We start from the raw sequence: 23722 nt of genomic DNA on the forward strand, positions 1-23722 counted from the left end.
CTCGCAACCCCTGCGAGCGCGCTTCGGAAGGCTTGCTAGCGCAGGCTGTTGTCCCGGTCGTAGCGCTTCCCGTCCCAGTACACACGGGTCGCACGCTGGCATTTCTCCGGAAGCTCGACGCCTTCGAGCGCCCACTTGCAGAACTCGTCAAAGCCCACGCGGTCCACTATGTAGCCTATGTGTTCCTTCCCCTCCGGCGCGTTGGGGTCGATGTACTCCTCAATGAACGCGTAGGTGTTCTTCACGATCTTCACGATGGAGTCCTCGTCCACCCAGCGCAGCCAGTCCTGCGCCATGCGCGGGTTCTGCTTGCCGGTGCGGCCCATGATCTTCACGCGGAAGTAGTGCTCGGGGCTACGCGTCCACGCGCGCGTGGGGCAGTACACCACGCACACGCCGCAGCCGATGCAGCGGTCCTCGTCGCGCACCACCTTGTCGTTCACGAGCCTGAGCGCGCTCACGGAGCGGCGCTGGCACCAGTCCACGCACTGCCCGCAGCCTATGCAGCGCGTCGGGTCGTACTGCGGCTCCGTCATCCCGATGATGCCGAAGTCGTTCAGGGCAACGTGCGCGCAGTCGTTGGAGCAGCCGGTGAACGCCACCTTCACGTGGCGGTTGTTCGGGAAGATCTCGTGGTCCATGCGCTGTGCGAATGCGGTGGTGTCATAGCAGCCAAACGGGCACAGGCGCTTGCCGGGGCACGCCACGACGTTGCGCGTGCCGCTTGCCAGGTAGCCCTGGGACGTGTCCTCCTGGTTGATCTGCGTGTCCTCGATGACCTGCTGCAGGAGCGCGTTCACCTTTGGCATGTCGTCCAGGCTGATGCCCGGGATCTCCACGCCCTGGCGGTTGGTGAGAAAGATCTCTCCGTTGCCGAACTCCTCTGCAATCTCGACGATACGCGTCATGCTCTTGGCGCTCACGAGGCCGCCGGGCACGCGCACGCGGCTCGCGGTCTCGCCGCGTACCTTGCTGTATCGGAAGGCGTTCTTCTTCAGCGCCTTTACGTTGACGTCCTGAATCATGGGTGCCCTCCTAGTCGATCAGGGTCTTGCTCTCGGTGTAGTTGAAGACGGGGCCGTCCAGGCACACGTACTTCTCGCCTATGCGGCAGTGCCCGCACTTGCCCAGGCCGCAGCACATCTTGCGCTCCTGGCTCACCCAGATATTCTCTTCGGCAAAGCCACGCTGGAGCAGTCCCAGCACCGTAAAGTGCATCATGGGCGGCGGGCCCACGACCACGGCCTGCGCCGTCGCGGGGTCGCGCAGCTTTAGCTCAGGGATGTACTTCGTAACGAGGCCGACGTTTCCCGCATAGCCCTCCGGCGCGGCGTCCACCGTGAGCGTGAGGTCGAGCACCTTGTCCCAGCGCGCGAGGTCGTCGCGAAACAGCATGTCGTCCGGGCTGCGGAAGCCCACGACCACGTGCTTGTCGCGCGGGGTCGCGCTCTGGGCCAGCGCCTCTATCACGCCGCGCACGGGGCTCACGCCGGTGCCGCCCGCGACCACGACGCACTCGCCGTCCACGTAGCGCCCCACGTCGAAGCCGTTGCCGTACGGCCCGCGCAGAAGCAGGCTCTGGCCGGCGTAGGTGTCGAACATCTCGTTCGTGACGCGGCCGACGCGGCGGATGGTGAGGTCCACGGACTCGCCGGGCACGATGCCGCTCACGCTGATGGGTGCCTCGCCAAACTTGGGAACGGACACCTCGAAGAACTGGCCGGGCCTGACGTCGCCCGCAAACGCCATCCTGAACGTGTACTCCTTCTTCGTGTGTCGCACGACCTCGAGCACCTTGGAGGGAAACGGGACGTAGGGATTGGTCTGGCTACTCATCTTGCGCCTCCTCGCGCTCGCACGCGTCCGTCAGCTTGTTCACGCACGCTGCGAAGCTTATGTACTCCGGGCACACGTCGTCGCAGCGTCCGCAGCCCACGCACATGTCGTACCCAAAGCGCTGGCGGAAGTCCCACACCTTGTGCAGCACCTTGAAGCGCATGCGCTCGCCGGCGGTCTTGCGGTACTGCCCGCCGCCGGCCACGTTGGTGTAGCCGTCGATCATGCAGCTTGCCTGCACGCGCCTGCGCTCGCCCACGCGCCCGTTGTCCGTGTAGAACACGTCCTGCATGGTGAAGCACGTGCACGTGGGGCACACGATGTTGCACCGGCCGCAGCGGATGCAGCGGTTGGTGTACTCGTCCCACAGCGGGTCCTTGTAGATGGAGGTCGGCACGCTCTGGGGGGTGCGTACGCGCACCTCGTTTTCGGTCACGTGCGCCGGCTCCACGTCCTTCTCGGCCGTGGCCGCACCGGCAAACGCCGCCTTGACGGAATCGTCCGCCACGGCGCACAGGTAGCCGTCCCCAGAGGTCTCGAGCGAGAAGAGCCAGCCCTCCGGCGCAACGTTTGCTCCCATGTCCACGCAGAAGCAGCTCGCGAAGCTCTGCGTGCAGCCGATGAGCGCGAAGCGCACGCGGTCGCGTATGCGCGCGTAGAACGTGTCCGTGGGGCCGTTGCCCAGATACATCTGGTCGAGCCGCCTGACGGCATGAAGGTCGCACGCGCGCAGGAACACGATGACGGGGCGGTCGTCCGCCGCCTGGGCCGGGGCGCCGGGCGCGCCCAGGTCGCCGGCCTCGTGGACCTCGTCCTCCGTGAAGTAGAACAGCGTCTTGGACAGCGGCGTGAGCAGCTCCTTGAAGCTGTAGTCGCTCTTCGCGTCCAGCTCGAGCTCGGACGCGCTCGTCACGAAGTCGTAGCGCACCACGTCCACGTCGGTGAAGCGGCCCTCGCCCACCTTCCTGACCGGTGCGTACAGCAGGTAGTCCTTCGAGAGCGCGGCGAGCGCGCTATCGAGGCCCTCCCTCTTCAGCACGTATCCCATCGTCTTCCTTCCTCCTGCGCGAGCCCCCGCAGGCCCGCGACCATTGCCAGTGCCGGCGTCGCGTCACGACGGTGCCAGCACGCCATCCCACGGGCGGCCCTGCGCCCGGGCGCGGGGCGCGGTGCCAGCCGAAGGCGATGTCCTTCTCGCCTGAAACCTTTATAACGTATCGTACCGACGCACGAAATGTTGTGGCTGCGGCAACACGCGACGAATTCGCGGGCGGTAGGACCCGCAAGGGTTATAGTCATGGGATCTGACAGCCGGGCGCGGCCCGGCCAAACCGATTGGAGCGATCATGCGCATGTTCAGGAACGACTACTCGGAGGGGGCGGCGCCGCGGATCATGGACGCGCTCGTGGCCACGAACGACGAGCAGTGCGTGGGCTACACGGAGGGCGACCCGCACTGCAAGCGGGCGCGGCGCCTGATCCTGGACGCGTGCGGCCTGGACGAGGGCGAGGCCGACGTGCAATTCTGCGTTGGCGGGACGTCCGCGAACGTGATAGGCGTGACGGGGATGCTGCGCGACTGGGAGGGCGTCATCTGCACGCGTGACGCCCACATAAACGTGCACGAGACCGGTGCCGTGGCCGCGTGCGGCAGGACGGTCCTGCCCACGGACGACGCGGACGGGTTTCTGTCTCCCGAGGGGGCGGAGCGCGTGTACGCGTTCCAGACGTCGTGCGGCCGGCACATGACGCGGCCTGCCGCCGTGTACGTCACGAACGCGACGGAGCTCGGCGGCGTGTGGGACGCCGCTCGCCTGGACGCGATCTGCGACTGGGCGCACGAGCGCGGGCTGAGGGTGTTCCTGGACGGCGCGCGGCTGGCGTCCGCGCTCACGTCCGAGGGAAACGACGTGACGCTTTCGCACATCGCCCACACGGTCGACGCGTTCTACCTGGGCGGAACGAAGAACGGCATGCTGTTTGGCGAGGCGATGGTCATCCGCGACGAGAGGCTTCGCGAGGCGTTCCCCTTCCTGGTGAAGGAGCGCGGCGGACTCGTCGCAAAGGGCAGGCTGCTCGGCGTGCAGTTCGAGGCGGCGTTCGAGCGCGGCGAGGGCGACGCGGAGGCGCCGTACTGGAGCATGGCGCGCCACGCGAACCGCATGGCCGCGGACCTTCGCGCGGGCTTGGTGGGCCTTGGCTTCGAACCCTATGGCAGCTCCCCCTCCAACCAGCAGTTCTTCGTGGTAAGCCCCGCACAGCAGGCTGCGTTCGAGCAGGCCGTGGGCGCGGAGACGTTCTACGTCCTCGACGCCGGCCGGAAGGTCGTGAGGTTCGTAACGTCCTGGGCAACGTCGCGCGGGGACGTGGACGACCTGTTGGAGTTTGCCGCGACAATCGCGTAGCGGCGTCGCGCCGACGGCTACGCGCTCTTTGCGCTGCCGTCGGCGGCAGAGCCCTTCTCCACCGCAGCGCTCACGAGCTTCGCGTACGCCTTCCGTCCCGACTTCGTCAGCGTCACGCCGTCGGACTTGAAGTACTCGTCGTGCCCGGCGGAGGCGGCGTACCAATCGATGAGCCGCACGCTCTTGCCGGCCTTCGCCGCCTTGCGCAGCACCTGGTTGTTCGCCTCGCAGTATGTTGCGGTGGACCTGCAGGTCACCAGGTAGATGACCCTGCCCGCCTGTCCGGACGCGTCTGCGCCAGAGCCAGACGCGTCCTTCTCGCCCTTGGAACCGTCGCCCGAGCCCTCGACGGCCGCAATCATCCGCGCCACGGCCTTCGCGTCTAGCGGCGCGGAGTCGTCCGGGTCGATCGCAACCACGTCGCCGGCCGTTCCCGCCTTCGCGTAGCCGGCCCACGCCCGCGCCGTCGCCTTTGCGTCGCGCCCGGCCGCCGCGTCGATCATCGCCTGCGGCATCGCGGCGGAAAGCTCGTCCGCGGCCGCGAGCGTCGTGGCATCGCCCAGCACGATGGCACTGTACGTCGTGTTCTCACGCGTGGGCTTCACGTAGCTGGTCGCCTTCACGACCAGGTTCGCCATCTCCTGCGCGTACTGAGGCCGCAGGTGCGTCCCATCGTCCCAGAACCACTCGTCGTGGCCGGACGACGCACCGTACCAGTCGATGACCCCCACGTTCTCGTGCGCGTCGCCAAACGATTTCAGCAGTGCGTTGTTTGCCGAGACCCAGTCCTCCGGTGCCCTGTTGTTCACGAACCACAGCCGGCGCTTCTTGCCGACCGCGTCGTAGATCTGCTGCAGCGTGTCCTGCGTCAGCGCGCCGTTCGTGCCAACGGCAAATATCACGGTATCGCCCACGACGCCCTGGTCGGCGTACTTGCGGTATACGTCCAGCGCGTCCGTGGCCTGCCTGCCCACCTTCGCATCGACCATACCGTATGGAAACGCCTCGTTCAGCGCGTCGCGCGCGCCCAGCGTCACGGAGTCGCCTATCAGCAGCACGTCGTACTTCCCCGCCGCAAGCGGCTTCCTCAGGGTGGCCGCGCTCACGCGGTGGGCGTCGGGCTCCCCGCCCACCGCGGCGACGGGCGGTGCGAACGCGAGGCCCCACGCGGCCACCGCGCACACGAGCACGGGCACCGCTGCCCTTGGCACGCGACGCATTGCGCCCAGCGCCGCGGCAACGTGGCCCCGCCTCCCGGCGCCGGACTCGGTCCTGGCCGAAGCCGCGCGCACGGAGGCGGCAGGCAGGATGGGCTGCGCAAGCGCCGCGAGGTACGACCGGAGCGACCCCTTGCGCAGGGGCTCCTCCACCAGGCGGTAGCTCAGCTCCGCCGCCGCGAGTATTACGCCCAGCTCGAGCGCGACCTGCCACGGCGCGAGCGCCGTGGTGGAGTTTCGCGGCTGCATCAGCTCGACCACGGGGTAGTGCCACACGTAGATCGCAAACGAGCGGGAGCCCACCCACGCCAGCGGGCGCCACGACATCACGCGCGAGACCACCGTGCCCGCAGGCACGAGCGCCGCCACCGCCACGGCCGCGATGATCGAGCACAGCAGGATGCCCCCGTAGTACGAGAAGGACGTGTACCCCTCGGTCGTCACCATCATCACGACGAGCGCCGCCACAGATCCAAGGCCCGCGAGCTCGAGCGCCAGGCGCCGCCAAGGCGCGGCGGCAGGCGCCGTGGCCCGGCTCTTCTCGCCAAAAGGCCACACGAATGCCAGGATGCAGCCCAGAAGCAGGCTCTGGGCGCGGGTGTCCGTGCCGTAGTACGCGCGCGACGGGTCGGCGCCGGGCACGTACAGCGCCGCCATCAGCGCGGCGGAGGCAAGCGTCAGCACCGCGAGCACTATGACCACGCCGCGGCGGTCGTGCCAGCGCGGCCCGCCGCCCCGGGGAATCGCCCGCATCAGCAGCATGAGGATGGGCGGCCACGCCAGGTAGAACTGGAACTCCAGCGCGAGCGACCAGAAGTGCGTCAGCGGCGACGGCGCACCGGCCGCCGCGAAGTACGACTCGTGGCTGAAGATCTTTGTCCAGTTGAGCGCCATCAGGAGCGCGGGCACCACGTCCGGGCGCATCTTCGTGAGCAGCTGGCGGTTCGCGACGGTGCACACCGCGGCCGTGATGGCGACGAAGACGACGCACGTGGGAAGGAGCCGCTTGACGCGGCGCATCCAGTAGGAGCCCAGGCGGATGGTACCCGTCCTTGCGAGCTCGGACAGAAGCCCCGCCGTCGCAAGGTAGCCGGAAAGCACAAACAGCACGGTCACGCCCAGAAGGCCGCCCGTGCACCACGCAAGCCCCATGTGATAGAAGACCACGCCCAGAGCGCACACGGCGCGGAGCCCGTCGAGCGACGTGACGTAGCGGCGCGAGGAGCCGGCCGCCTTTGGAGCCGCCGCCCTCCGGGGCCTCTGCCCCGTCCGCGGTGCCTGTCGTGCGGAACCCGTGCCCGCGCGTCGTGTCGTGCGTCCTGCCATGCGTGAAGACCAATCGACCGTAGCCCTAGCGGCCAGCGGCCGCGTAACTTCCCGTCCATAAGTCTAGCAATAGCTGGCAAGCAGGCGCAGCGCGTCGCGGCGCATGACGCGCATTTCAAACGGCACGTCCAGCGCACAGGTCATGACGGCATCCCCCAGCTCTGCGGAGCGCAGCTCCCAGCCCAGGAGCACCTCCGGGCGCTTGCGCGGGTCCACGGCAAAGCCCGTGCCCATCGCCTTCAGGATGGCCTCGCGACGGGTCCACGCCCGTGCCCATGCCGCGCGCCTCTCGCGCGTGGAGCCGTCGCCCACGGCGGCGCGCTCCGCCTCGTCGTAGTACTTGCGCGTGATGAGGTCCTCCACGTCGCGGTAGCGCGACGGGACCTCCTCCAGGTCTATCCCCACGGGACGCGCCGCCACGGCCAGCGCCACCATGCCCACGTCGTTCGTGAGGTTGAACTCCGGGCCGCCCGCGACGTACGGCTTGCCGTACTCGCCGTAGCCCACGTCCGCGTCGGCCACAACGCCCAGCACGTCGCGCGCCAGAAGGCCGCCTCCCAGCGCCTCCAGCCTCACGCGCGCTGGCCCCACCTCGGAGCGCCTGGCGTACATGGGCGCCACGACGTCGCGACACGCGTCCTCGTGCCCGGCCAACGGCGCGCAGTCAAGCACGTGCACCACGACCTTCTCCACCAGGCTCGCCTCCCGTCGTCACGCGAGGGCGACGCCCCGCATCCATCCCCAGCGCGGCTGCTCCCACGCCCCGTACGCACCGTACCACAGCGCGAGCGGCACCGTGCGCACGCCATGGTCCGCGCTGTCCATCACCATGCCGTCGCCCACGTAGATGCCAACGTGTCCATGCCGCGCCGCCTGCGGGCTCGCCGGACAGCGCGGCACGGCCACGATCATGCCCACGCGCAGGTCGCCGGGGTCGGCCAGCGTGCAGTGGCGCTCGTACAGCGCGCGGGCGTCACCGCACTCCAGCCCCAGGCCAAACCACTGGAACACGCCCTCCACCCACGCGGCGCAACCGTTCGGCCCCGGCCACGGAAATCCCTTCGCATGCACCACCAGGCTGCGCTGGTCGCGACTCGCGGACGCCAGCTCCTCCGGAACGTGACCTCGCCCGGTCGCAAGGCGCCTCATGGGCAGCCCGCGCCGGGCGAGAAGAACCTCGAGCCTTCGCAGTCGCTCCGTCTCTGGGTCGGGCGCATCCTCCGCCCGCGGGGAGTCGGCCACGCTACGCGCTCTTCATCACGACGGTGCGCACGACCTGCGCCGTGTGGTCGCAGGCGTCGATGCAGCTCTCCATGCGGTCGAACAGGCGCAGCCACGTCACGGTGGTGCGGCCGTTCTCCTCGTCGTGGAACAGCCTGCGCACGCCGCCGTTGTACACGACGTCGCCCTCGTCCTCGATGTCGGAGATCATGTTCGCGTGCTCCATGACCTCCGGGTCGCCCTTGTAGTTGGGCAGATGGTCGATCATCTTGCTCACCTCGTCCACGCAGCGGCGCGTCAGACGTGCCATCTGCACCGCCTCGCCGCGCATCTCCTGAACGTTGAACAGGTCCAGGCAGAGCGCGGCGCCGTTCATGTAGTCCATGATGTCGTCCATCGCAAGCGCGAGGTCGCTAATGTCCTGGCGGTCGAACGGCGTGATGAACGAGTCGTACAGCTCTCGCATGATGCGCTGGACCTTGTTGTCGCACTCGCTCTCGTACACCTTGAGCTCCGGGATGCCGGGAAACGTCTGCGGATAGCCCTCCATCACCTCGACGTAGTGGTCGCACGCCTCGACGAGCTTGGCGGCTAGGTCCTTGAACAGGGTATAGAAGATGTCTTCCTTCTTGGCGCGTGCCATGTGGTCTACCTCCAGCTAGAAGATGATCAGGAAAATCTTGGCGAGCACGAAGCCGATGACTCCGCAGCCCGGGAAGGTGAAGATCCAGGTGTAGACCATCTCCTTCGCGACGCCCCAGTTGACGGAGCGCATGTTCTTCGCGGCGCCCGCGCCCATGATGGCCGCGGTCTTCGCGTGCGTGGTCGATACGGGAAGGCCCGTGAGCGTCGCGACCAGAAGCGACGCGGTGGCCGAGACGGACGCGGCAAAGCCCTGGTACTTCTCCATCTGCACCATCTGCATGCCGACCTTCTTGATGATGCGCTTGCCGCCCACGGCCGTGCCGATGGCCATCGTGCCCGCGCAGAGCACCTCGACCCACAGCGGGAAGCCGCCCATATCGGACGCCTTGAGCCCGGCAGAAAGCGCGATGGCGAGCATGGCCGTGGACATGAACTTCTGACCGTCCTGCGCACCGTGCATGAGGGCGACGCCGGCAGCTCCCGCAACCTGCAGCTTCCCAAAGAGGGCGTCCGTCTTCGCACGGTTCGCATGCCGAAGCGCCCGCTGTATGACCCAGGCAACAAGCCATCCTGCCGCAAAGCCAGCGGCCGTGGAGAAGACCAGGCCATACACGACCTTCATCCACTCCCCGAAGTTCACGCCGGAGAGTCCGCCGTGCACGGCAAGCGCCGCGCCCGTGAGGCCCGCGATGAGCGCGTGGCTCTCGCTCGTGGGGATGCCGAAGATCCAGGCGCCCACGCCCCACGCCACGATGCCCACGGTCGCCGCGGCAAGCGCAATGAGCGCCGCATGCGTGTCGCCGCCAAAGTCGACCATGCCGCTGATGGTGTCCGCGACGGCCGTCGAGACGAACGTCATCGCGACGAGGCCGATGAAGTTGCAGACCACGCTCATGGCGATGGCGGCCTCGATGCTGATGGAGCGCGTGCCCACGGGCTCCGCGATCGCGTTCGCGGCGTCGGTGGCTCCGTTCACGAAGATGGTCCCCAGCACCAGGGCCATGACGACGGCGAGGAAGGGGTTCGCCTCGAGCATCGCCAAAAACTGCGAAAAGCTGACCAAAGTGACTCCTTTCTTTACATCCCGATGATAAAGGGAGGTGTCACTGCCAACAATGTAATCGCCCACAAGGTGGCAATGCCTTACTTTTCGCTTACATTGCACTAATTGGCTGGTCAATTGCCCCGTCTTGCGCGAATCCGAACACAGGCGCTCCACATGAGCCATCTGGCGTGCGACAAAAAGGGCGCGCCCAAACGGACGCGCCCCCGTCGACACGGTAGTTCTTCTCGCCCGGCGTCGTGCCTAGCGATAGCGCAGCGAGACCTCCATGAAGCTCGCCTTGCCGTCTATGTAGTCCTTGAACGCGATGGTCGGGTCCTTGCCGTGGAAGCTCGCGCACAGGCCGCACTGGTCGCAGTCCGCGATGCATGGGTACTGCGACTTCACGTACCAGAGCCTGTCCATGCGAGAAGAGCTTGCGATGTCGGGCGCGGAGTCTGCCATGGGCCTCGCCTCCCCTCGCTAGTGTCCCTTGATGGACTCGAGGAACTCGCGGGCGCGCTCGGTCTTGGGGTGGTCGAAGAACTCGTTCGGGTCACCCTCCTCCAGGATCTGGCCGTCCGCCATGAACTCGACGCGGTCGGCCACGCGACGGGCGAAGTTCATCTCGTGCGTGACGACGACCATGGTCATGCCCTCGCGCGCAAGCTCGACCATGACGTCGAGCACCTCGTTGATCATCTCGGGGTCGAGGGCGGACGTCGGCTCGTCGAACAGCATCGCCTTCGGGTGCATCGCCAGTGAGCGCGCGATGGCGACGCGCTGCTGCTGGCCACCGGAGAGCTGCGCGGGCACCTTGCTTGCCTGCTCCGCCACGCCGACGCGACGCAACAGCTCCATGGCCTCCTGCTCCGCCTTCTTCTTGTCCACGTGCAGCACCTCGACGGGCCCCATGGTCACGTTTTCGAGGATCGTCTTGTGCGCGAAGAGGTTGAACTGCTGGAAGACCATGCCGATCTCCGCGCGCATCGCGGCAAGCTCCTTGCCCTCCTGGGGAAGCGGCTTGCCCTCGATCAGGATCTCGCCGGAGTCGATGGTCTCGAGGCGGTTTATCGTGCGGCATAGCGTCGACTTGCCGGAGCCGGACGGGCCTATCAGCACCAGCACCTCGCCCTTCTCGACCTGAAGGCTCACGTCCTTCAGGACGTGGAGGTCGCCAAAGTGCTTCTCTACGTGCCTCAGTTCGATCGTTGGGGTCTTGCGCTGCGTATCTTCAGACATTGGATGCTCCTATCAAGCGTGCGGGCTACACCGGGTTCTCCTGCGAGCGCGTGACCACCTTGGCGCCGCTTCTGCGCGCCAGGTTGACTGCCCACTGGTTGATTGCGTAGTTGATGAGGATGTAGATGATCGCCACCACGAAGTACACCGAGACGAGCGCGTCGTAGTTGCTGATGAGCACGCGAGCGTTCTGCAGCAGGTCCGGATAGCTCACCACGTACGCGACGGAGGTGTCCTTCACCACGACGACGAGCTGCGAGATGAGCGACGGGATGACATAGCGGATGGCCTGCGGCAGGATGATCTTGCGCATGACCTTGCCCTCCGTCATGCCGATGGAGAGCGCCGCCTCGCGCTGGCCCTTGGGCACGGCGTTCACGCCGGCGCGGAACACCTCCGCGAGCACGCCGGACGCCGTGAGCGCGATGGGCAGCGTCAGCATCCAGAACGAGGGCATCTTGATGCCGTAGCCGGGGATGACCAGGAAGAAGAAGTAGATCAGCAGAAGCGAGGGGATGCCCCTGAAGAAGTTGATGACCACGCGGAAGACGGTGCTCACCACGCGGTTGTGGCTGATTCTACCCAGCATGAACAGGATGCCAAGAACGAGGGCGATGGCACCGGCGCACAGCGCAACCTCCGCCGTGCCGGCGAGCCCCATGAGCAGGAAGCGCCACGTAGACCACTGCGCGAAGAAGTACCAGTAGCGAGAGTCGAACTGGCCCATCTCGTACAGTCTTGCCACGACCCACGCCACGATCGCGACGATCGCGATGGACGTGACGACGGTCCCCACCACGATGCGACGCCTTGTCCGAGGACCCGGGGCCTCGTAGAGCGCGTCGCGCATGGATACGCTGCTTGCGGCACTCATCTGAGGATCCTCACTCTCTTGTCGATGGCGTTTCCGGCAAGGCCGATCAGGAACGCGGTGCCGGCGTACAGCACGGCGGAGACCGCAAACGGCAGGATGCCGCCCACGGACATCGTGTTGATGTACGAGACGAGCCCCGTCAGCTCCTGCGGGTCAAGCGGAACCTGCGAGCCGATGGCCGTGGTCAGCATGACGGCGACCAGAAGGTTCGTCATGGGCAGCACAGACGAGCGCAGCGCCTGCGGAATCACGACGTTCTTCAGCATCTGGCGAAAGCTCAGGCCCAACGAGCGCGCCGCCTCGATCTGCCCCACGCCGATGGTGTTGATGCCGGTCATGAAGTTCTCCGAGCCAAACGACGCCGCCACCAGCACGGTCACCACAATGACGCAGGTCTGCTCGCTCCACACGACGCCCAGGTACGGGAACGCGTAATAGAAGATGATCAGAAGCGATATCGTGGCGACGTTTCGGAAGATCTGCACGTAGAGGTCCCCTACCTTGCGCAAAGGCGAGATGGGGCTCACGCGCGCGATCGTGACAAGAAGCGCCAGAAGCATCGCACCGACGTAGGAAACCACCGTCATCCAGAGCGTCGCCCCGTAGGCCTTGACGTACATCCCCCCATAGAGCGAGAAGAGCTCCTGAATACTCATGTTCACCCCCCGCATTGAAAGCAGAGGCCCCCGTGCGTGCACGGAGGCCCCCTCTTAGCACTGTCTTCAAGATACCCTCACGAGCGCCACGTCCACAAGCCAATATCAGCTTTGGAACAATCACGAAACGTGGGCGAGAAACGCTAGTCCTCGATCGCGGGCGGCTTCGGCGCGGTCTTCTGTCCGATGCGGGTGCCCATGCAGACCTTCCAGAGCTTCTCCCACACGCCTTCGTCCTCGACCTTCTGCAGCCAGGCGTTCACGAACGCGGCGGCGTCGGAGTCCTTCGGCAGGCCGATGCCATAGTTGTCCTTCGGGCCGATGAGCTGCTTCAGCAGGCGGTACTTGCCGGGGTTCGAGATCATGGAGCCCATCTGCATCGTCTGGTCGATGATGTAGGCGTCCACGCGGTGCTGCTCCAGGGCGGCGCGGGCCTCCTCGTCGGTCTTGTACTGCTTCTGGATGGCCTTCGGCGCCTCCTCCTTCACGATGCTCGGGCCGGTGGAGCCGGACTGGACGGCGACCTTCTTGCCGGCGAGGTCGTCGACGGAGTTGATGTCCTTGTTCGTCGCGAGCACCATGATGCCCTGGCGCGCGGTGAAGTACGGACCGGCGAAGTCGATGAGCTTCTTGCGGTCGTCGTTGATGCTGTAGGTCGCGAACACGGCGTCAACCTGGTCGTTCTGCAGGACGGACTCGCGGGTGTCAGAGGTGACCTGCGTCAGGTCGATCTTGGAGGAGTCGCCCAGGATGTAGGCCGCCAGAAGCTGGGACAGGCCGGCGTCGAAGCCGCGGACCTTGTTGTCCTTGTCATCCAGATAGCTGAAGAGCTCGGAGGTCTGCACGCCGCCAACGCGCAGCTTGCCGGCCTTCTTCACCTTGGACGCCCACTTGTTAGCAGAGATGGTGGCGTCGTCGGCCTGCTTGGAGCTCTCCTTGATGAGCTTGTCGTACGCGTCCTTGTCCAGCTTGCCGGAGGTCTTATTGGCGCTGGAGCCGGAGGCGGAGCTGCCGTTATCGGAGCTGCCACCGCACGCGGCAAGACCCATGGTTGCGAAGCCGCCAAGGCCAAGAGCAACCGCCTGGCGCCTGCTGACGACGATCTTGTCAAGGGGATTGGTGATGGACATGTGGGTTCCTTCCTTCGGGGTTACCCGTGGGAGCGGGGCAAGACCCGCCCGACAATGAGACCGGTACTCGCACCGGGCCGTGCCGCACCGGGCCGTGCACTAACACGGTAAATCCTATCGTGTTGCTAGGAAATGTCAACAGAGCCGCGCGCGACGTGCACAAGACGTAACACGACTGCCGCAACCTGCCATTTCAGCATAGCAATGGATTGTTTCTACCCACTTTTCAGCTCAATTTTCCGCATGCGCATTTTCGATAGAGCGCTATTGCCCAAGGCGATTGCCGCGGGGCGAGAAAAGCCGTGATGCACCGCTCGCACTACAATGGCAGGCTGTGGCACATCTTCGATAGAGGGACTCTCACATGCAGGGAACAAATGGCTCGGCCGCGTTCTGCCCAACCGTGATGGCGCAGGTCGTCGTGCTTGTCGTCGTAACGCTCGCATACGCGCTCGCAAGCGCCGCGGTCGCGGCGCACCACGCGGGCGAGAAGGGCGCCCCGGCCGTCCTTGCCCGCATCCGCCCCACGACCCTCCTGTGGGAGCTCCCGTTTCTCGGTGCGCTCGTCTTCCTCTGGGCCTGGTGCGCACGCGGCCTGTACTCCGGCGGCATCGCCTCCCTCCGGGCGAACACCCTCGTCATCCTCATCGCTGGGATCGTCTGCCTCCCCAGGCTGCACCTCTCGTCGATCCTCGCGCGGCGCATCCCCACCCACAGGCAGGCCGCATGCCACACGACCGCGACCATAGTCCTTCTCGCCCTCTGCGAGGAGGCCTCCCGCGCTGCGCTCGAGGTCCCGTGGAACGACGCGTGGCTCGACATCGCGCCGCAGTTCGTGGCGATCGAGGCAACCATCATCGGCCTTGCGCTTCTCGCCCTGTACTTCCTGTTCCAGCGTCGCGGGGCTGGCGTCGCTCTCGGAGTGGGTTTCATGCTCTTCGTCGGCATCGCACAGTACTTCGTGTTCCTGTTCAAGGACGCCAACATTACGCCGGCGGACCTCCAGGCCCTTGGCACCGCGGCGGAGGTCAGCGGCGGCTACGTCTATGTCATCACGCCAGCCGTGGTACAGGCCTTCGCGTTCGCGGCGGCCGGCATCGCGTGCGCCGCGTACCTCATGCCGCCGGCACCGCAGGCGCTGACCCAGGGCGGGCACGTGCCCGCCCATGCGGAGGGCGCGCGTCGCGGCGGCGTCCGAGCATGGCTCGCCCACGCGGCGTCCGTGCCCGCCGTACGACGAGGCGCGCTCGGCCTTGCCTTCGTCGTCGCGCTCGTGCTCTTCGTGACGGTCCCCGGCTACGGAGCTGACTTCGGCGTCAGCCTCAACCACTGGAACTCCCTGTACAGCACGTCCCTGCAGGGCTTCTTCCCCTGCTTCGTGAAGGAGTTCCAGGCGCGCCTCATCCCCGTCCCAGAGGGCTACACGGAAAAGGCCGCGAAGGCGGCCGAGAAGAGCCTGGTCAAGAGGTATCGCAAGACGCTCGGCAGCAGTGCGAGCACCTCGGCCGGAACGGCGCGCAAGGCAGCCGAGAAGCAGTTCGAGGACACGAAGCCGTCCGTCGTGGTCATCATGAACGAGTCGTTCAGCGACCTGTCCGTCTACAAGGCCATCGCGGAAGCCGGCTACGCGGGCCCCAACTACGTGAAGAGTGGCACGACCGACGCCATCCTGCGCGGCGACTCCTACGCCTCGATCTTTGGCGGCGGCACCTGCAACTCGGAGTTCGAGGCGCTCTGCGGCGTGAACCTACACTACCTGGGATCGAACAAGTACCCCTACACGCAGTGGGACTTCACGAACGTCGACTGCATGCCAAGGCAGTTCGAGCGGCTCGGCTACCAGACAACGGCAATCCATCCCAACCTGGGCACGAACTGGGACCGCGAGCGCGTGTACCGCCAGATGGGCTTCGACAAGTTCCTCACGATCGACGACTTCGACGGAGCGGAGACGTACCACAACGGCTACGTGAGCGACCGCGCGACGTACCAGCGCGTGCTCGACGTCCTGGCCTCCAGCAACAAGCCCCAGTTCATCCACGACGTCACCATGCAGAACCACGGACCCTTCACCACCGGCACCATCCCGAGCAAGGACCGCACGAACTTCTCGCCCGCGGGCGCCACCAGCCTGGACAACTCGAAGCTGAACGAGTACCTGGCATGCGCCACGGAGTCCGACCACGCCATCGAGTGGTTTATCGGGGAGCTTCGCAAGCTCGACCGACCCGTGGTCGTGCTGTTCTTTGGCGACCACCAGCCCAAGCCCGCAAGCCCGTACGCGACGATCGGCTACGAGGGAGAGCCTTCCATCACGACCGCGGAGCGCATGTTCCACTCCAGCTACTTCATGTGGGCGAACTACGACGTCGCGGGCGACGAGCAGGCGGGACAGACGCTGGACGAGCCCATTTCCGCACTGGGTGACGAGCTCATGTATCGCATTGGTGCGCCGCTCTCCGCACGACAGAAGGCGTCCCTCGCGTCGCAGCTCGACCTGCCCGTGCTGAGTCTCATTGGCTACAAGGACGCGAGTGGAAAGTGGCACGCCTACGGAGACGACGAGCCCCTGGCGTCCCCTGACTCGACTGAGGGCTCGGACGCCGCCACTCATGCGGACAGTCTCATGGGCTACGTCAACTACCTGGAGTTTGGCAGCATCGTGAACTGAGGGTCCCAGCAGCCACGCCCACGGATACGCTTCACCCCGTCAAACAGCCGTCCGGCGTGCCGCGTTGCACGCTGGCGGCATAGTGTTCTTAACCTTGTTAGCCACTTTGGCGCCCTCGAGGCGGCCATGCGCCAGCTTGACATGCAGTGAGAGGTTCGCGACTACCTGGCATCCCACCCACACGCCGCGGTCGTGAACATGGGCTGCGGCCTTGACCAGACGGGACGCGCCTGCGACAACGGCAGGTGCAAGTTGTACAACGTCGACATGCCGGATGTCATCAACATGCGTGAACAGCTCTTTCCCACGGACTGGCGCGAGACCGACATCAAGAGCAACCTAAACGACCACGCGTGGATGGAACAGGTGGACGGATCGGATGGCGCCGTCTTCTTCGCGGCGGGCGTGTTCCACTACCTCACCACTTGGCAGGCGCGAACGCTTGCATGCGAGCTAGCCCGCCGCTTTCCGGGAAGGCGGCTCGTGTTCAACACGATTGGCAGACTAGGAAAGCTTTTGATGCGCCCGCTGCGACGGGATGTTAGGGATGCGCGTCAACCGCATTGACTTTCCCGGCACGACCGATTCGCGTTCGTCGGCAGCCCCTAGGGAACAGGAAGCGTAACACTGGCAGCGTCGACGGCATTCACGCAAGCCCCGCCATTGCTATGGAAGCCTCCGACGCGGACGTCTTTCAAGCGGACCCGCAAGCCTCATCCGGTTGCCATCCCGCTCGAGCACGCCCTCGTCCACCATACGTCCCATCTCGCGTGAGACGGCACTCCTGTTGCCGCCTATGAACTGGGCCAGTGCCGTCTGGGAGAGGAGAACCGTCACCCAACCGTCGGCATCTGCGGTAAGCCCTCCCAGGTAGACCACGATGCGGTCGCGCAAGCTGTGTTGGCCCAGAATCCTTACCTTCCGATTGAGAAAGACGCTCTGCGTCGAGACAATGCCCAAGAGGTTGCGTAGAAGCACCGCCTCGAGTGCGTCCGGCTGTCCGCCCGTGCCCAGCACACCCACGTCCAGCAGTACCACCTCGGTCGAGCGCAGCGCCACGAGCTCGATGGGGCTCTCGGGAACGCGGGCGCACGCGAACGCGGCACCATACATCTGACCTGCGGTGAAGCGATTCACGTTGATGCGGTCGAACCGCTCGCTGTCGAACGACCCCTCGACCTCGCCGGACATGAGGATTCCCACGTAGCGAAACGGCTCCCCGAAGCCCTGCAGCACCTCCCCCTTGGCAAAGGAGTGGCACCGCGCCCGCATGAGCACGAGCACGTGCGGAAGGTCCTCGCGAGAGACCCCCGCAAAGAGCGGGCTCTTCGCCAACATGTCCATACAGTGCGCGAAGCGCTTGTTCACGCCATCCCTCTGCATAAGCCGCACCCACTTCCGTTGCCATTGCAACATCAACCCTAACACCGCTCACACTCACGCGCAAAGCGATTACGCTCGTCGGCGCAAACGTCACGCCCGCATAACGGCTTTGTCAGCCAAAAAAAGACCACGGCGCCCCACGGACACATTGCCCTAGACTGTGCACGGAAGAACGCAAGACACCGAAAGACATTCGAGAAGGATAGGAACGAGAGAGCATGCAAGACGAAGATGCCGAGAAGGACGAGCCGCGCGAGCAGGAGCCGGACTTCGAGCCCCCATACCACCGTGGCCCCGTCATCATGCGTGGCAAGATGATTCCGAAGGAAAGCACGAACTCCCACCTCCTTGCACCCGACAAGGACACCTCGTGGCTCCACACGGACCCATGGCGCGTACTTCGCATCCAGGCGGAGTTTGTGGACGGCTTCGGCGCGCTCGCGGAGCTGGGGCCCGCGGTCTCGATGTTTGGCTCCGCCCGCACGAGCGAGAACAGCCCGTACTACAAGGCTGCGCGCGAATGTGCGCAGGAGGTGGCCAGGCATGGCATTGCCGTGATCACCGGAGGAGGCCCCGGGATCATGGAGGCCGCAAACCGTGGGGCGGCGGAAGTGGGCGGAACCTCCGTAGGGCTCGGCATCGAGCTCCCCCACGAGCAGAGCCTCAACAACTGGATCAACCTGGGCATGAACTTCCGCTACTTCTTCGTACGCAAGACCATGTTCATGAAGTACTCCCAGGGCACGGTCATATTCCCCGGGGGCTTTGGGACGCTGGACGAGGCGTTCGAGGGCCTGACGCTCGTTCAGACCGGAAAGTCCCCGCGCATTCCACTCGTACTGTTCGGCACCAGCTATTGGCAGGGCCTCTTCGACTGGATTCGTGGGTCCATGCTCGCCGAGGGCAACATCTCGCCCAAGGACGTCGACCTCTTCACGCTGACGGATGATCCCAAGGAGGCGGCGGACATCGCCATGAGCCAGATCCTGAACGGATAGGCAAGACATCCCGAGAGCCGGGACCGCATCGCCATCGTCAGGGATGCGGTCCCACGTCGCTACCCCATCTTCGCCCCCTCGAGCGCAAGGAGCCTGGCCTTCACCTCGACGCCGCCGGCAAACCCCGTCAGGCTCCCTCCTGCGCCAATCACCCGGTGGCACGGCACTATCACGCAGATGGGGTTGTGTCCAACAGCCCCTCCCACGGCACGTGCGGACGTACGCCTTCCCGTCTGGGACTCGACCCTCTCCGCAAGCTCTCCGTACGTCACGGTCCGTCCATAGGGAATCTGGAGCAGCTGCCCCCACACCACCATCCTGAAGGGCGTCCCCACAAGCCCGAGCGGCAGCTCGCCAGGATCGGGCCTCTCCCCCGCGAAGTACCCTCGCAGCCAGCGGCGGGCAATGTCGAACACGGGCAGGTCGTCCTTGCGGACGTACGCCTCGGCAACATCCGCATCCCAGTTCCTGTCATGCTCGAACCAGCAGTGCGAGATCCGCTCCCCGTCGCTCGCGAGCGTCAGGTTGCCTATCACGCCCGTCTCGAACGTCGTCACATACGTCGTACCCGTACCAGTCCCAGCAACCTTCCGGGGGGCAGAGCCCCCCTTCCGCACGGTCTTCCGGGCCGCACCGCCGTTCTTCTCGCCCGCCTTGCGCGCGGGCCTTGTCTTTTGCGCAAGGTCGCAAAGCTCCGGAAGCGCGCCTCCGGCCACCTCCCACAAATACAGGCTCGCGACGCTGCAGTACGGGCTGAACCGACGGCGATACCTCTCGAACAGCTTCCGCGTGATCTTACGGTGGTGATAGAGCATGCGCAGGCCGCGCTGGATGGCAAGGTCGTCGAACGCGAACACGTCCGGACGGTTCAGGCAGAAGGTCAGGATCATCTCTGCCGTCCACCTGCCCACGCCGCGAAGCGACGCAAGCGCCTCTATGGCCTCGTCGTCACCCATGCGCTCCACCGCCGCGATGTCGAACGAGCCATCCTGAACGCGCAGGGCGAAGTCGCGGATGTAGCCCGCCTTGCCGTATGTCATCCCAAACGCCTGCAGCTCCTCGACGCTCGCGGCCGCAACGTGCGCCGCATCCACCGTTCCAAGGCCGTCGCGCATGCGTGCCCACACCGTCGCCTGCGCGCGCGTCGAGATCTGCTGCCCCACGATGCTGTGGACTACCGCCTGGAAGAGGTCGTCGTCGCGCACGCGCCACACGTGCCCGATCCTGGCGATGGCGTCCGCCATGCGCGGGTCGCGCGCGGACAGGTATGCCACGGCATCGTCGCCGTACTCGACGTACCTGACCTCGCCTTGCACCAGCCTGTCATCCGCTTGCGTCATGGCCATCGCCACCCTCGTGGGCCTCGAGCGTTTGGTCAGACCAGCATACACCGCCCAGGTGAGAAGAACAAGTGTTCTGTTTCGTTTTTTACTCTCGCTCGGTTACGACGACATGGACGTAGGCACCGCCCTTGCCCTGGGCCTCGCAGATCGTCGCGTCGTACTCGTACGCGTCTTGGGCCATGTCCCCTCCAGACCGCTCTCAACACAGGGTGGCGTCTCTCCCGCAAGTTGCCTCGCGGAAGAACTCCGCCGCCGAGAGCCCCTTCGAGCGGAAGCATCGGCAGTTTAGCGCCTGCCCAACCCCAAGGAAAACCGTTCCCGCCAATCTCTTGGCGCGACCTAGCCCTCAGGCCAGCTGACGATGAGCTCCATCTGCCCTTCGAACTCGAGGTCGCCGGAACCCGCCGGCGCCACGAAGTGCGACCCCAGCGCGAGCTCCCAGCTGCCGGCGCCAGACGTAACCTTGCCGCCCGTGCCATGCACCACGGAGACGCACATGAAGTCGTGCGTCTGAGGCACTCTCGCGGGCGAGCCCGGCACCACGCGCACGCGTTCCACCTCGAAGTTGGGACACGTGCCCAGGACGGTGACGCCGTCCTTCTCGGGCGCTGCGACATCGCCGCTCTTGGGAAGCGGCAGGTCGAAGTCCACCACGTCGAGCGTCTGCGGAATGTGCAGCTCGCGGCGGGTGCCGTCCGCCTGCACGCGGTCGTAGTCGTACACGCGGTACGTCACGTCGCTGGACTGCTGGGTCTCGAGCACGACGGTGCCTGCCTGTATGGCGTGGATGGTGCCGGGCTCGATCATGAAGAAGTCGCCGGGCTTGATGGGCACGCTGTAGAGAAGGTCGTCCCACCTTCCCTCCCGCACCATGCGGACAAACTGCTCGCGGTCCTTCGCGCGCTGGCCCACGACGATGGACGCGCCCGGCTTGCAGTCGAGCACGTACCAGCACTCGCGCTTGCCCAGGCTGCCGTTCTCGTGCTTGGCCGCGTACGCGTCGTCCGGGTGCACCTGCACGGAGAGGTTCTGGCGCGCGTCCAGGATCTTGATGAGCAGCGGGAAGCGGTCACCCTTCGCGTCGCCAAAGAGCTCGTGCTCGTGCTCCCAGAGCCAGCTGAGCGACTTGCCATCAAAGCTACCGCCCTCGATCGTACAGTCGCCATTGGGATGCGCGCTGATGGCCCAGCACTCGCCCACGTCGCCGTCGGGGATGTCGTAGCCGTATTCGTCGTGTAGGTAGCGGCCGCCCCAGATCTTGTTGTGGAACACGGGCTTCGGGAACAGCAGCTCCTGCGGCTTCGTGCCAGCGCTCTTCTCCATGTGCACGTCCTTCTTCCTCCGACGTTGGAAGGCGCGGGCGCCGGCTCTTGCCTGGCGTCCGCGCCGGTGATACGTTCGCGCCTCTAAGATGACACGATGACAGGCTCTACTTCCGAGCGGCCGCCAGCTTTTGGTAAACGTCCACAAGGTCCTCGGCCATGACGCGGCTGGCCTCGGCGTTACGGTCGGCGATCCTTGTCGGTTCTTCCAAGCTCGTCGCGTACGGCCTTGCGCACGACGAAGTACACGGCGACCAGCAGAAGCACGGCAGGCATCGCCAGCTCCAGCATCATGGCCAGAATCGACATGCCAAGCTCCGGCAGTCCCATTCCAAAAATCATGGTTCCTCCCATCGTCGCATCCAAGCGTATGGACCGCATGGCCTCGCCACGCGGAATCCCCCTATGCCAGCGGTGGCATCTGACGCGGCAGTCCGCCCTCGTAGGCGATCTGCTCCGGCGGCGCAACCAGGGGCCTTACGTAGCGCACGAACTCCGGGGTGACACCCATGCCGTCCGCGGCGATCCATTCGCGCGGGACGGGCTTCACCTTGTTCGCCACGTCCGCCACGCCCACGGTGCGAAGCTCCGCGCGATATGGGTCGTCCGAGGTGCGCTCGACCGCGCACATGACGCCCGTCTGGCCGTCCAGCGCCGCAAGCGCGCCCAGGTGGCCGAGGGCGAAGGCCTCGTCCAGGTCCGTCGAGCTCGCGCAGTGGCTGGCGCAGCGCTGGAAGGTGGAGATCTCCACGGCGCGCGTCTTGCAGCCAAGGCGCTCCTTCGCAAGCGCGGCCAGGTAGCGGCTTGCCCCGGAGAGCTGCGCCAGGTGACCGAACTCGTCGGTGCCCGTGCCCGCGGCGACGGTGCGCTCCGCGATGAGGCGGCCCGAGGCGTCGCGCACGCCCTCAGACGTCGCGACCATGACGGTGTTCTTCTCGGCGAGAAGTGCCTCGACCTTTGCCATAAGCGTGTCCTCGTCCAGAGGCACCTCGGGCAGCAGCACCACGTCGGGACTGGCGAGGCAGGCGGAGCCCGCGAGCCAACCGGCGTCGCGGCCCATGATCTCGACGAAGGTCACGCTCTTGAGGTCGTAGACGTCCGCGTCGCGCGCGACCTCCGCGACGGCCGTCGCCACGAAGCGGGCCGCGCTTCCGTAGCCGGGCGTGTGGTCCGTGCCGACGAGGTCGTTGTCGATGGTCTTGGGAACGCCGACGAAGCGGACGTCGCTTCCCACCTGCGCACCGTAGCGCGCGAGCTTTGCGATGGTGTCCATGGAGTCGTTTCCGCCGATGTAGAGCACGGCGGAGACGCCCGCCGCGTCGATGCGCTCGAGCGCGCGTGCGAAGAACTCCGGGTCGGCCTCGGGCTCCGGCAGCTTGAAGCGGCAGCTGCCGAGCCAGCTGGCGGGGGTATCGCGCAGGAGCGAAAGCGCGTCGTCGTCCGGGACCGCCTGGTCCAGGTCCACCGTGCGCCCGTCGAGGAAGCCCTGGATCCCGTAGCGCATGCCGATGGCATGGGCGCCCTTCTCCCGTGCGCCGGCGATGACCCCGGCGAGACTGGCGTTGATGGCGGAGGTGGGGCCGCCCGACTGTCCAACAAGAATGCGCTTTGCCTGGGACATGGTCCTCCTATCTTCGTGGTTGGAACGAGTATAGCGCGCCGGCGCCGCGGCCCCGCGCGTTGCGGCGGTCTGGCTTGGACGCGCGACCGCAAGTGGGTACAAGGCAGGTAGGTGACAACGGCCGCCGTCGCGGCGGCGAGTGAGGAGGAGCCATGCTCAAGGAACTGAAGGTCGGACCCTACCTGGCACCGATGCCGGTGCTGATGATCGCAACGTACAACGACGACGGCAGCGTCGACGTCATGAACATGGCGTGGGGCGGCATCTGCGACACGGACAAGGTGGCGCTCAACATTGGCGCGCGGCACAAGACATCCAAGAACATCGCGGCCCGCAAGGCGTTCACGATCTCCGTGGCCGACGAGGCGCACCTGCGCGAGGCGGACTACTTTGGCATCGCCTCGGGCAACGCCGTGGCGGATAAGTTCGAGCGCAGCGGGCTCACGGCGACGAAGAGCTCCCGCGTGGACGCGCCCGTGATAGAGGAGTTCCCGATGACGCTGGAGTGCGAGGTCGTCGAGGATGACGAGGCCGTGAGCGGGCATCGCGTGGTCGGGAAGATCGTTGGCGTGCTGGCTGACGACTCCGTGCTGGACGCCGACGGCAAGCCCGACATCGCCAAGCTGCGCCCCCTGACGTTCGACACGTTCCACAACGGCTACTACGCGCTGGGCGAGAAGGTCGGCCAGGCGTGGAGCGATGGCAAGGGCCTGGGCGAGTAGGCACGCGGACGGGCCGGCAAGGACGTTGGAATCGGCAGTGGCCATCCGGGGCCGGCCCGCCCGTGCCC

Annotated in this window: 23 protein-coding genes; 5 read left to right on the forward strand and 18 right to left on the reverse strand. The window is 66.1% G+C overall.

Annotated elements, in window-relative coordinates:
• Window positions 1-35: 35 nt before the first annotated feature.
• Genes asrC through asrA form a run of 3 tightly spaced genes read right to left on the reverse strand, consistent with a single transcriptional unit; the run spans window position 36 to window position 2884 of the window.
• Window positions 36-1025: a sulfite reductase subunit C gene (gene asrC / locus BLT96_RS06730; protein ID WP_090862849.1), complete on the reverse strand. Its 990-nt coding sequence runs from the start codon at window positions 1023-1025 to the stop codon at window positions 36-38.
• A 10-nt stretch (window positions 1026-1035) separates the two neighbouring features.
• Window positions 1036-1836: an anaerobic sulfite reductase subunit AsrB gene (gene asrB / locus BLT96_RS06735; RefSeq protein ID WP_090862852.1), complete on the reverse strand. Its 801-nt coding sequence runs from the start codon at window positions 1834-1836 to the stop codon at window positions 1036-1038.
• Complete coding sequence (asrA, locus tag BLT96_RS06740) at window positions 1829-2884, reverse strand: anaerobic sulfite reductase subunit AsrA (RefSeq protein WP_090862855.1); 1056 nt, start codon at window positions 2882-2884, stop codon at window positions 1829-1831. Before asrA ends, asrB begins: the two co-directional genes overlap by 8 nt.
• 298 nt (window positions 2885-3182) lie before the next feature.
• On the opposite strand from asrA, the gene BLT96_RS06745 reads away from it, so the two are divergent.
• Window positions 3183-4241 carry a threonine aldolase family protein gene (locus BLT96_RS06745; RefSeq protein WP_090862858.1) on the forward strand — a complete coding sequence of 353 codons (1059 nt, stop codon included), beginning with the start codon at window positions 3183-3185 and terminating at the stop codon, window positions 4239-4241.
• Window positions 4242-4258: 17 nt separating this feature from the next.
• On the opposite strand, the gene BLT96_RS06750 is transcribed toward BLT96_RS06745, so the two are convergent.
• From BLT96_RS06750 to BLT96_RS06795, 10 genes are all read right to left on the reverse strand, one after another.
• Window positions 4259-6784 carry an acyltransferase family protein gene (locus BLT96_RS06750; RefSeq protein WP_090862861.1) on the reverse strand — a complete coding sequence of 842 codons (2526 nt, stop codon included), beginning with the start codon at window positions 6782-6784 and terminating at the stop codon, window positions 4259-4261.
• A 63-nt stretch (window positions 6785-6847) separates the two neighbouring features.
• A complete protein-coding gene (locus BLT96_RS06755; RefSeq protein ID WP_090862864.1) occupies window positions 6848-7477 on the reverse strand; it encodes a 4'-phosphopantetheinyl transferase family protein in 630 nt (209 codons plus the stop codon).
• 18 nt (window positions 7478-7495) lie between these two features.
• Window positions 7496-8026: an NlpC/P60 family protein gene (locus tag BLT96_RS06760; RefSeq protein ID WP_090862867.1), complete on the reverse strand. Its 531-nt coding sequence runs from the start codon at window positions 8024-8026 to the stop codon at window positions 7496-7498.
• Window position 8027: 1 nt separating this feature from the next.
• The gene (locus tag BLT96_RS06765) at window positions 8028-8648 is read right to left on the reverse strand and encodes a DUF47 domain-containing protein (RefSeq protein ID WP_090862870.1); all 621 of its coding nucleotides are present in this window, start codon (window positions 8646-8648) and stop codon (window positions 8028-8030) included.
• 15 nt (window positions 8649-8663) lie between these two features.
• On the reverse strand, window positions 8664-9713 hold the full coding sequence (locus BLT96_RS06770) for an inorganic phosphate transporter (RefSeq protein ID WP_090862873.1): 1050 nt from the start codon (window positions 9711-9713) through the stop codon (window positions 8664-8666).
• A gap of 243 nt (window positions 9714-9956) precedes the next feature.
• Window positions 9957-10157: a hypothetical protein gene (locus BLT96_RS06775; RefSeq protein ID WP_090862875.1), complete on the reverse strand. Its 201-nt coding sequence runs from the start codon at window positions 10155-10157 to the stop codon at window positions 9957-9959.
• An 18-nt stretch (window positions 10158-10175) separates the two neighbouring features.
• Complete coding sequence (locus BLT96_RS06780; RefSeq protein ID WP_090862877.1) at window positions 10176-10934, reverse strand: amino acid ABC transporter ATP-binding protein; 759 nt, start codon at window positions 10932-10934, stop codon at window positions 10176-10178.
• A gap of 25 nt (window positions 10935-10959) precedes the next feature.
• Window positions 10960-11808, reverse strand: a complete 849-nt coding sequence (locus tag BLT96_RS06785) for an amino acid ABC transporter permease (RefSeq protein ID WP_090862880.1) — start codon at window positions 11806-11808, stop codon at window positions 10960-10962.
• Window positions 11805-12464, reverse strand: coding sequence for an amino acid ABC transporter permease (locus BLT96_RS06790; RefSeq protein WP_090864268.1), 660 nt, complete (start codon window positions 12462-12464; stop codon window positions 11805-11807). The genes BLT96_RS06785 and BLT96_RS06790 overlap by 4 nt, the downstream gene beginning before the upstream one ends.
• 143 nt (window positions 12465-12607) lie before the next feature.
• Entirely contained in the window at window positions 12608-13594 is a 987-nt protein-coding gene (locus tag BLT96_RS06795; protein ID WP_090862882.1) for a transporter substrate-binding domain-containing protein, read from the reverse strand.
• Window positions 13595-13958: 364 nt separating this feature from the next.
• On the opposite strand from BLT96_RS06795, the gene BLT96_RS06800 reads away from it, so the two are divergent.
• Both BLT96_RS06800 and BLT96_RS06805 read left to right on the forward strand, forming a co-directional pair.
• Window positions 13959-16265, forward strand: a complete 2307-nt coding sequence (locus BLT96_RS06800; RefSeq protein ID WP_090862885.1) for an LTA synthase family protein — start codon at window positions 13959-13961, stop codon at window positions 16263-16265.
• A 192-nt stretch (window positions 16266-16457) separates the two neighbouring features.
• Complete coding sequence (locus tag BLT96_RS06805) at window positions 16458-16832, forward strand: hypothetical protein (RefSeq protein WP_328804304.1); 375 nt, start codon at window positions 16458-16460, stop codon at window positions 16830-16832.
• Window positions 16833-16931: 99 nt separating this feature from the next.
• On the opposite strand, the gene BLT96_RS06810 is transcribed toward BLT96_RS06805, so the two are convergent.
• The gene (locus tag BLT96_RS06810) at window positions 16932-17648 is read right to left on the reverse strand and encodes a Crp/Fnr family transcriptional regulator (RefSeq protein ID WP_090862890.1); all 717 of its coding nucleotides are present in this window, start codon (window positions 17646-17648) and stop codon (window positions 16932-16934) included.
• 218 nt (window positions 17649-17866) lie between these two features.
• Between BLT96_RS06810 and BLT96_RS06815 the strand changes: the two genes are divergently transcribed.
• The gene (locus tag BLT96_RS06815) at window positions 17867-18646 is read left to right on the forward strand and encodes an LOG family protein (protein WP_090862893.1); all 780 of its coding nucleotides are present in this window, start codon (window positions 17867-17869) and stop codon (window positions 18644-18646) included.
• Between the two features lie 59 nt (window positions 18647-18705).
• Here BLT96_RS06815 and BLT96_RS10795 read toward each other — a convergent pair whose 3' ends face one another.
• The 4 genes from BLT96_RS10795 to BLT96_RS06830 form a co-directional block, all read right to left on the reverse strand.
• Window positions 18706-19986, reverse strand: a complete 1281-nt coding sequence (locus BLT96_RS10795; RefSeq protein WP_157692183.1) for a methylated-DNA--[protein]-cysteine S-methyltransferase — start codon at window positions 19984-19986, stop codon at window positions 18706-18708.
• A 342-nt stretch (window positions 19987-20328) separates the two neighbouring features.
• Complete coding sequence (locus tag BLT96_RS06825) at window positions 20329-21312, reverse strand: type I phosphomannose isomerase catalytic subunit (RefSeq protein ID WP_090862898.1); 984 nt, start codon at window positions 21310-21312, stop codon at window positions 20329-20331.
• A 179-nt stretch (window positions 21313-21491) separates the two neighbouring features.
• Window positions 21492-21653 (reverse strand): hypothetical protein, encoded by a 162-nt coding sequence (locus tag BLT96_RS10585; RefSeq protein WP_154540928.1) that lies wholly within the window; start codon window positions 21651-21653, stop codon window positions 21492-21494.
• Between the two features lie 61 nt (window positions 21654-21714).
• Window positions 21715-22932: a 6-phosphofructokinase gene (locus tag BLT96_RS06830; protein ID WP_090862901.1), complete on the reverse strand. Its 1218-nt coding sequence runs from the start codon at window positions 22930-22932 to the stop codon at window positions 21715-21717.
• Between the two features lie 152 nt (window positions 22933-23084).
• Here BLT96_RS06830 and BLT96_RS06835 point away from each other — a divergent pair, with 152 nt between their 5' ends.
• Window positions 23085-23654: a flavin reductase family protein gene (locus tag BLT96_RS06835; RefSeq protein WP_090862903.1), complete on the forward strand. Its 570-nt coding sequence runs from the start codon at window positions 23085-23087 to the stop codon at window positions 23652-23654.
• Window positions 23655-23722 lie beyond the last annotated feature (68 nt).

The sequence above is a fragment of the Parafannyhessea umbonata genome, assembly GCF_900105025.1.
Taxonomy (GTDB): domain Bacteria; phylum Actinomycetota; class Coriobacteriia; order Coriobacteriales; family Atopobiaceae; genus Parafannyhessea; species Parafannyhessea umbonata.

Excerpts from the sequence above, each read along its gene's own strand:
- BLT96_RS06825 (WP_090862898.1), bottom strand. The coding sequence starts at position 21,312 with ATGGAGAAGAGCGCTGGCACGAAGCCGCAGGAGCTGCTGTTCCCGAAG.
- BLT96_RS10795 (WP_157692183.1), bottom strand. The coding sequence starts at position 19,986 with ATGACGCAAGCGGATGACAGGCTGGTGCAAGGCGAGGTCAGGTACGTC.
- BLT96_RS10585 (WP_154540928.1), bottom strand. The coding sequence starts at position 21,653 with ATGATTTTTGGAATGGGACTGCCGGAGCTTGGCATGTCGATTCTGGCC.
- BLT96_RS06745 (WP_090862858.1), top strand. The coding sequence starts at position 3,183 with ATGCGCATGTTCAGGAACGACTACTCGGAGGGGGCGGCGCCGCGGATC.
- BLT96_RS06835 (WP_090862903.1), top strand. The coding sequence starts at position 23,085 with ATGCTCAAGGAACTGAAGGTCGGACCCTACCTGGCACCGATGCCGGTG.
- asrA (WP_090862855.1), bottom strand. The coding sequence starts at position 2,884 with ATGGGATACGTGCTGAAGAGGGAGGGCCTCGATAGCGCGCTCGCCGCG.
- BLT96_RS06790 (WP_090864268.1), bottom strand. The coding sequence starts at position 12,464 with ATGAGTATTCAGGAGCTCTTCTCGCTCTATGGGGGGATGTACGTCAAG.
- BLT96_RS06750 (WP_090862861.1), bottom strand. The coding sequence starts at position 6,784 with ATGGCAGGACGCACGACACGACGCGCGGGCACGGGTTCCGCACGACAG.
- BLT96_RS06830 (WP_090862901.1), bottom strand. The coding sequence starts at position 22,932 with ATGTCCCAGGCAAAGCGCATTCTTGTTGGACAGTCGGGCGGCCCCACC.
- BLT96_RS06780 (WP_090862877.1), bottom strand. The coding sequence starts at position 10,934 with ATGTCTGAAGATACGCAGCGCAAGACCCCAACGATCGAACTGAGGCAC.
- BLT96_RS06765 (WP_090862870.1), bottom strand. The coding sequence starts at position 8,648 with ATGGCACGCGCCAAGAAGGAAGACATCTTCTATACCCTGTTCAAGGAC.
- BLT96_RS06800 (WP_090862885.1), top strand. The coding sequence starts at position 13,959 with ATGCAGGGAACAAATGGCTCGGCCGCGTTCTGCCCAACCGTGATGGCG.
- BLT96_RS06815 (WP_090862893.1), top strand. The coding sequence starts at position 17,867 with ATGCAAGACGAAGATGCCGAGAAGGACGAGCCGCGCGAGCAGGAGCCG.
- BLT96_RS06795 (WP_090862882.1), bottom strand. The coding sequence starts at position 13,594 with ATGTCCATCACCAATCCCCTTGACAAGATCGTCGTCAGCAGGCGCCAG.
- BLT96_RS06775 (WP_090862875.1), bottom strand. The coding sequence starts at position 10,157 with ATGGCAGACTCCGCGCCCGACATCGCAAGCTCTTCTCGCATGGACAGG.
- BLT96_RS06785 (WP_090862880.1), bottom strand. The coding sequence starts at position 11,808 with ATGAGTGCCGCAAGCAGCGTATCCATGCGCGACGCGCTCTACGAGGCC.
- asrB (WP_090862852.1), bottom strand. The coding sequence starts at position 1,836 with ATGAGTAGCCAGACCAATCCCTACGTCCCGTTTCCCTCCAAGGTGCTC.
- asrC (WP_090862849.1), bottom strand. The coding sequence starts at position 1,025 with ATGATTCAGGACGTCAACGTAAAGGCGCTGAAGAAGAACGCCTTCCGA.
- BLT96_RS06810 (WP_090862890.1), bottom strand. The coding sequence starts at position 17,648 with ATGCAGAGGGATGGCGTGAACAAGCGCTTCGCGCACTGTATGGACATG.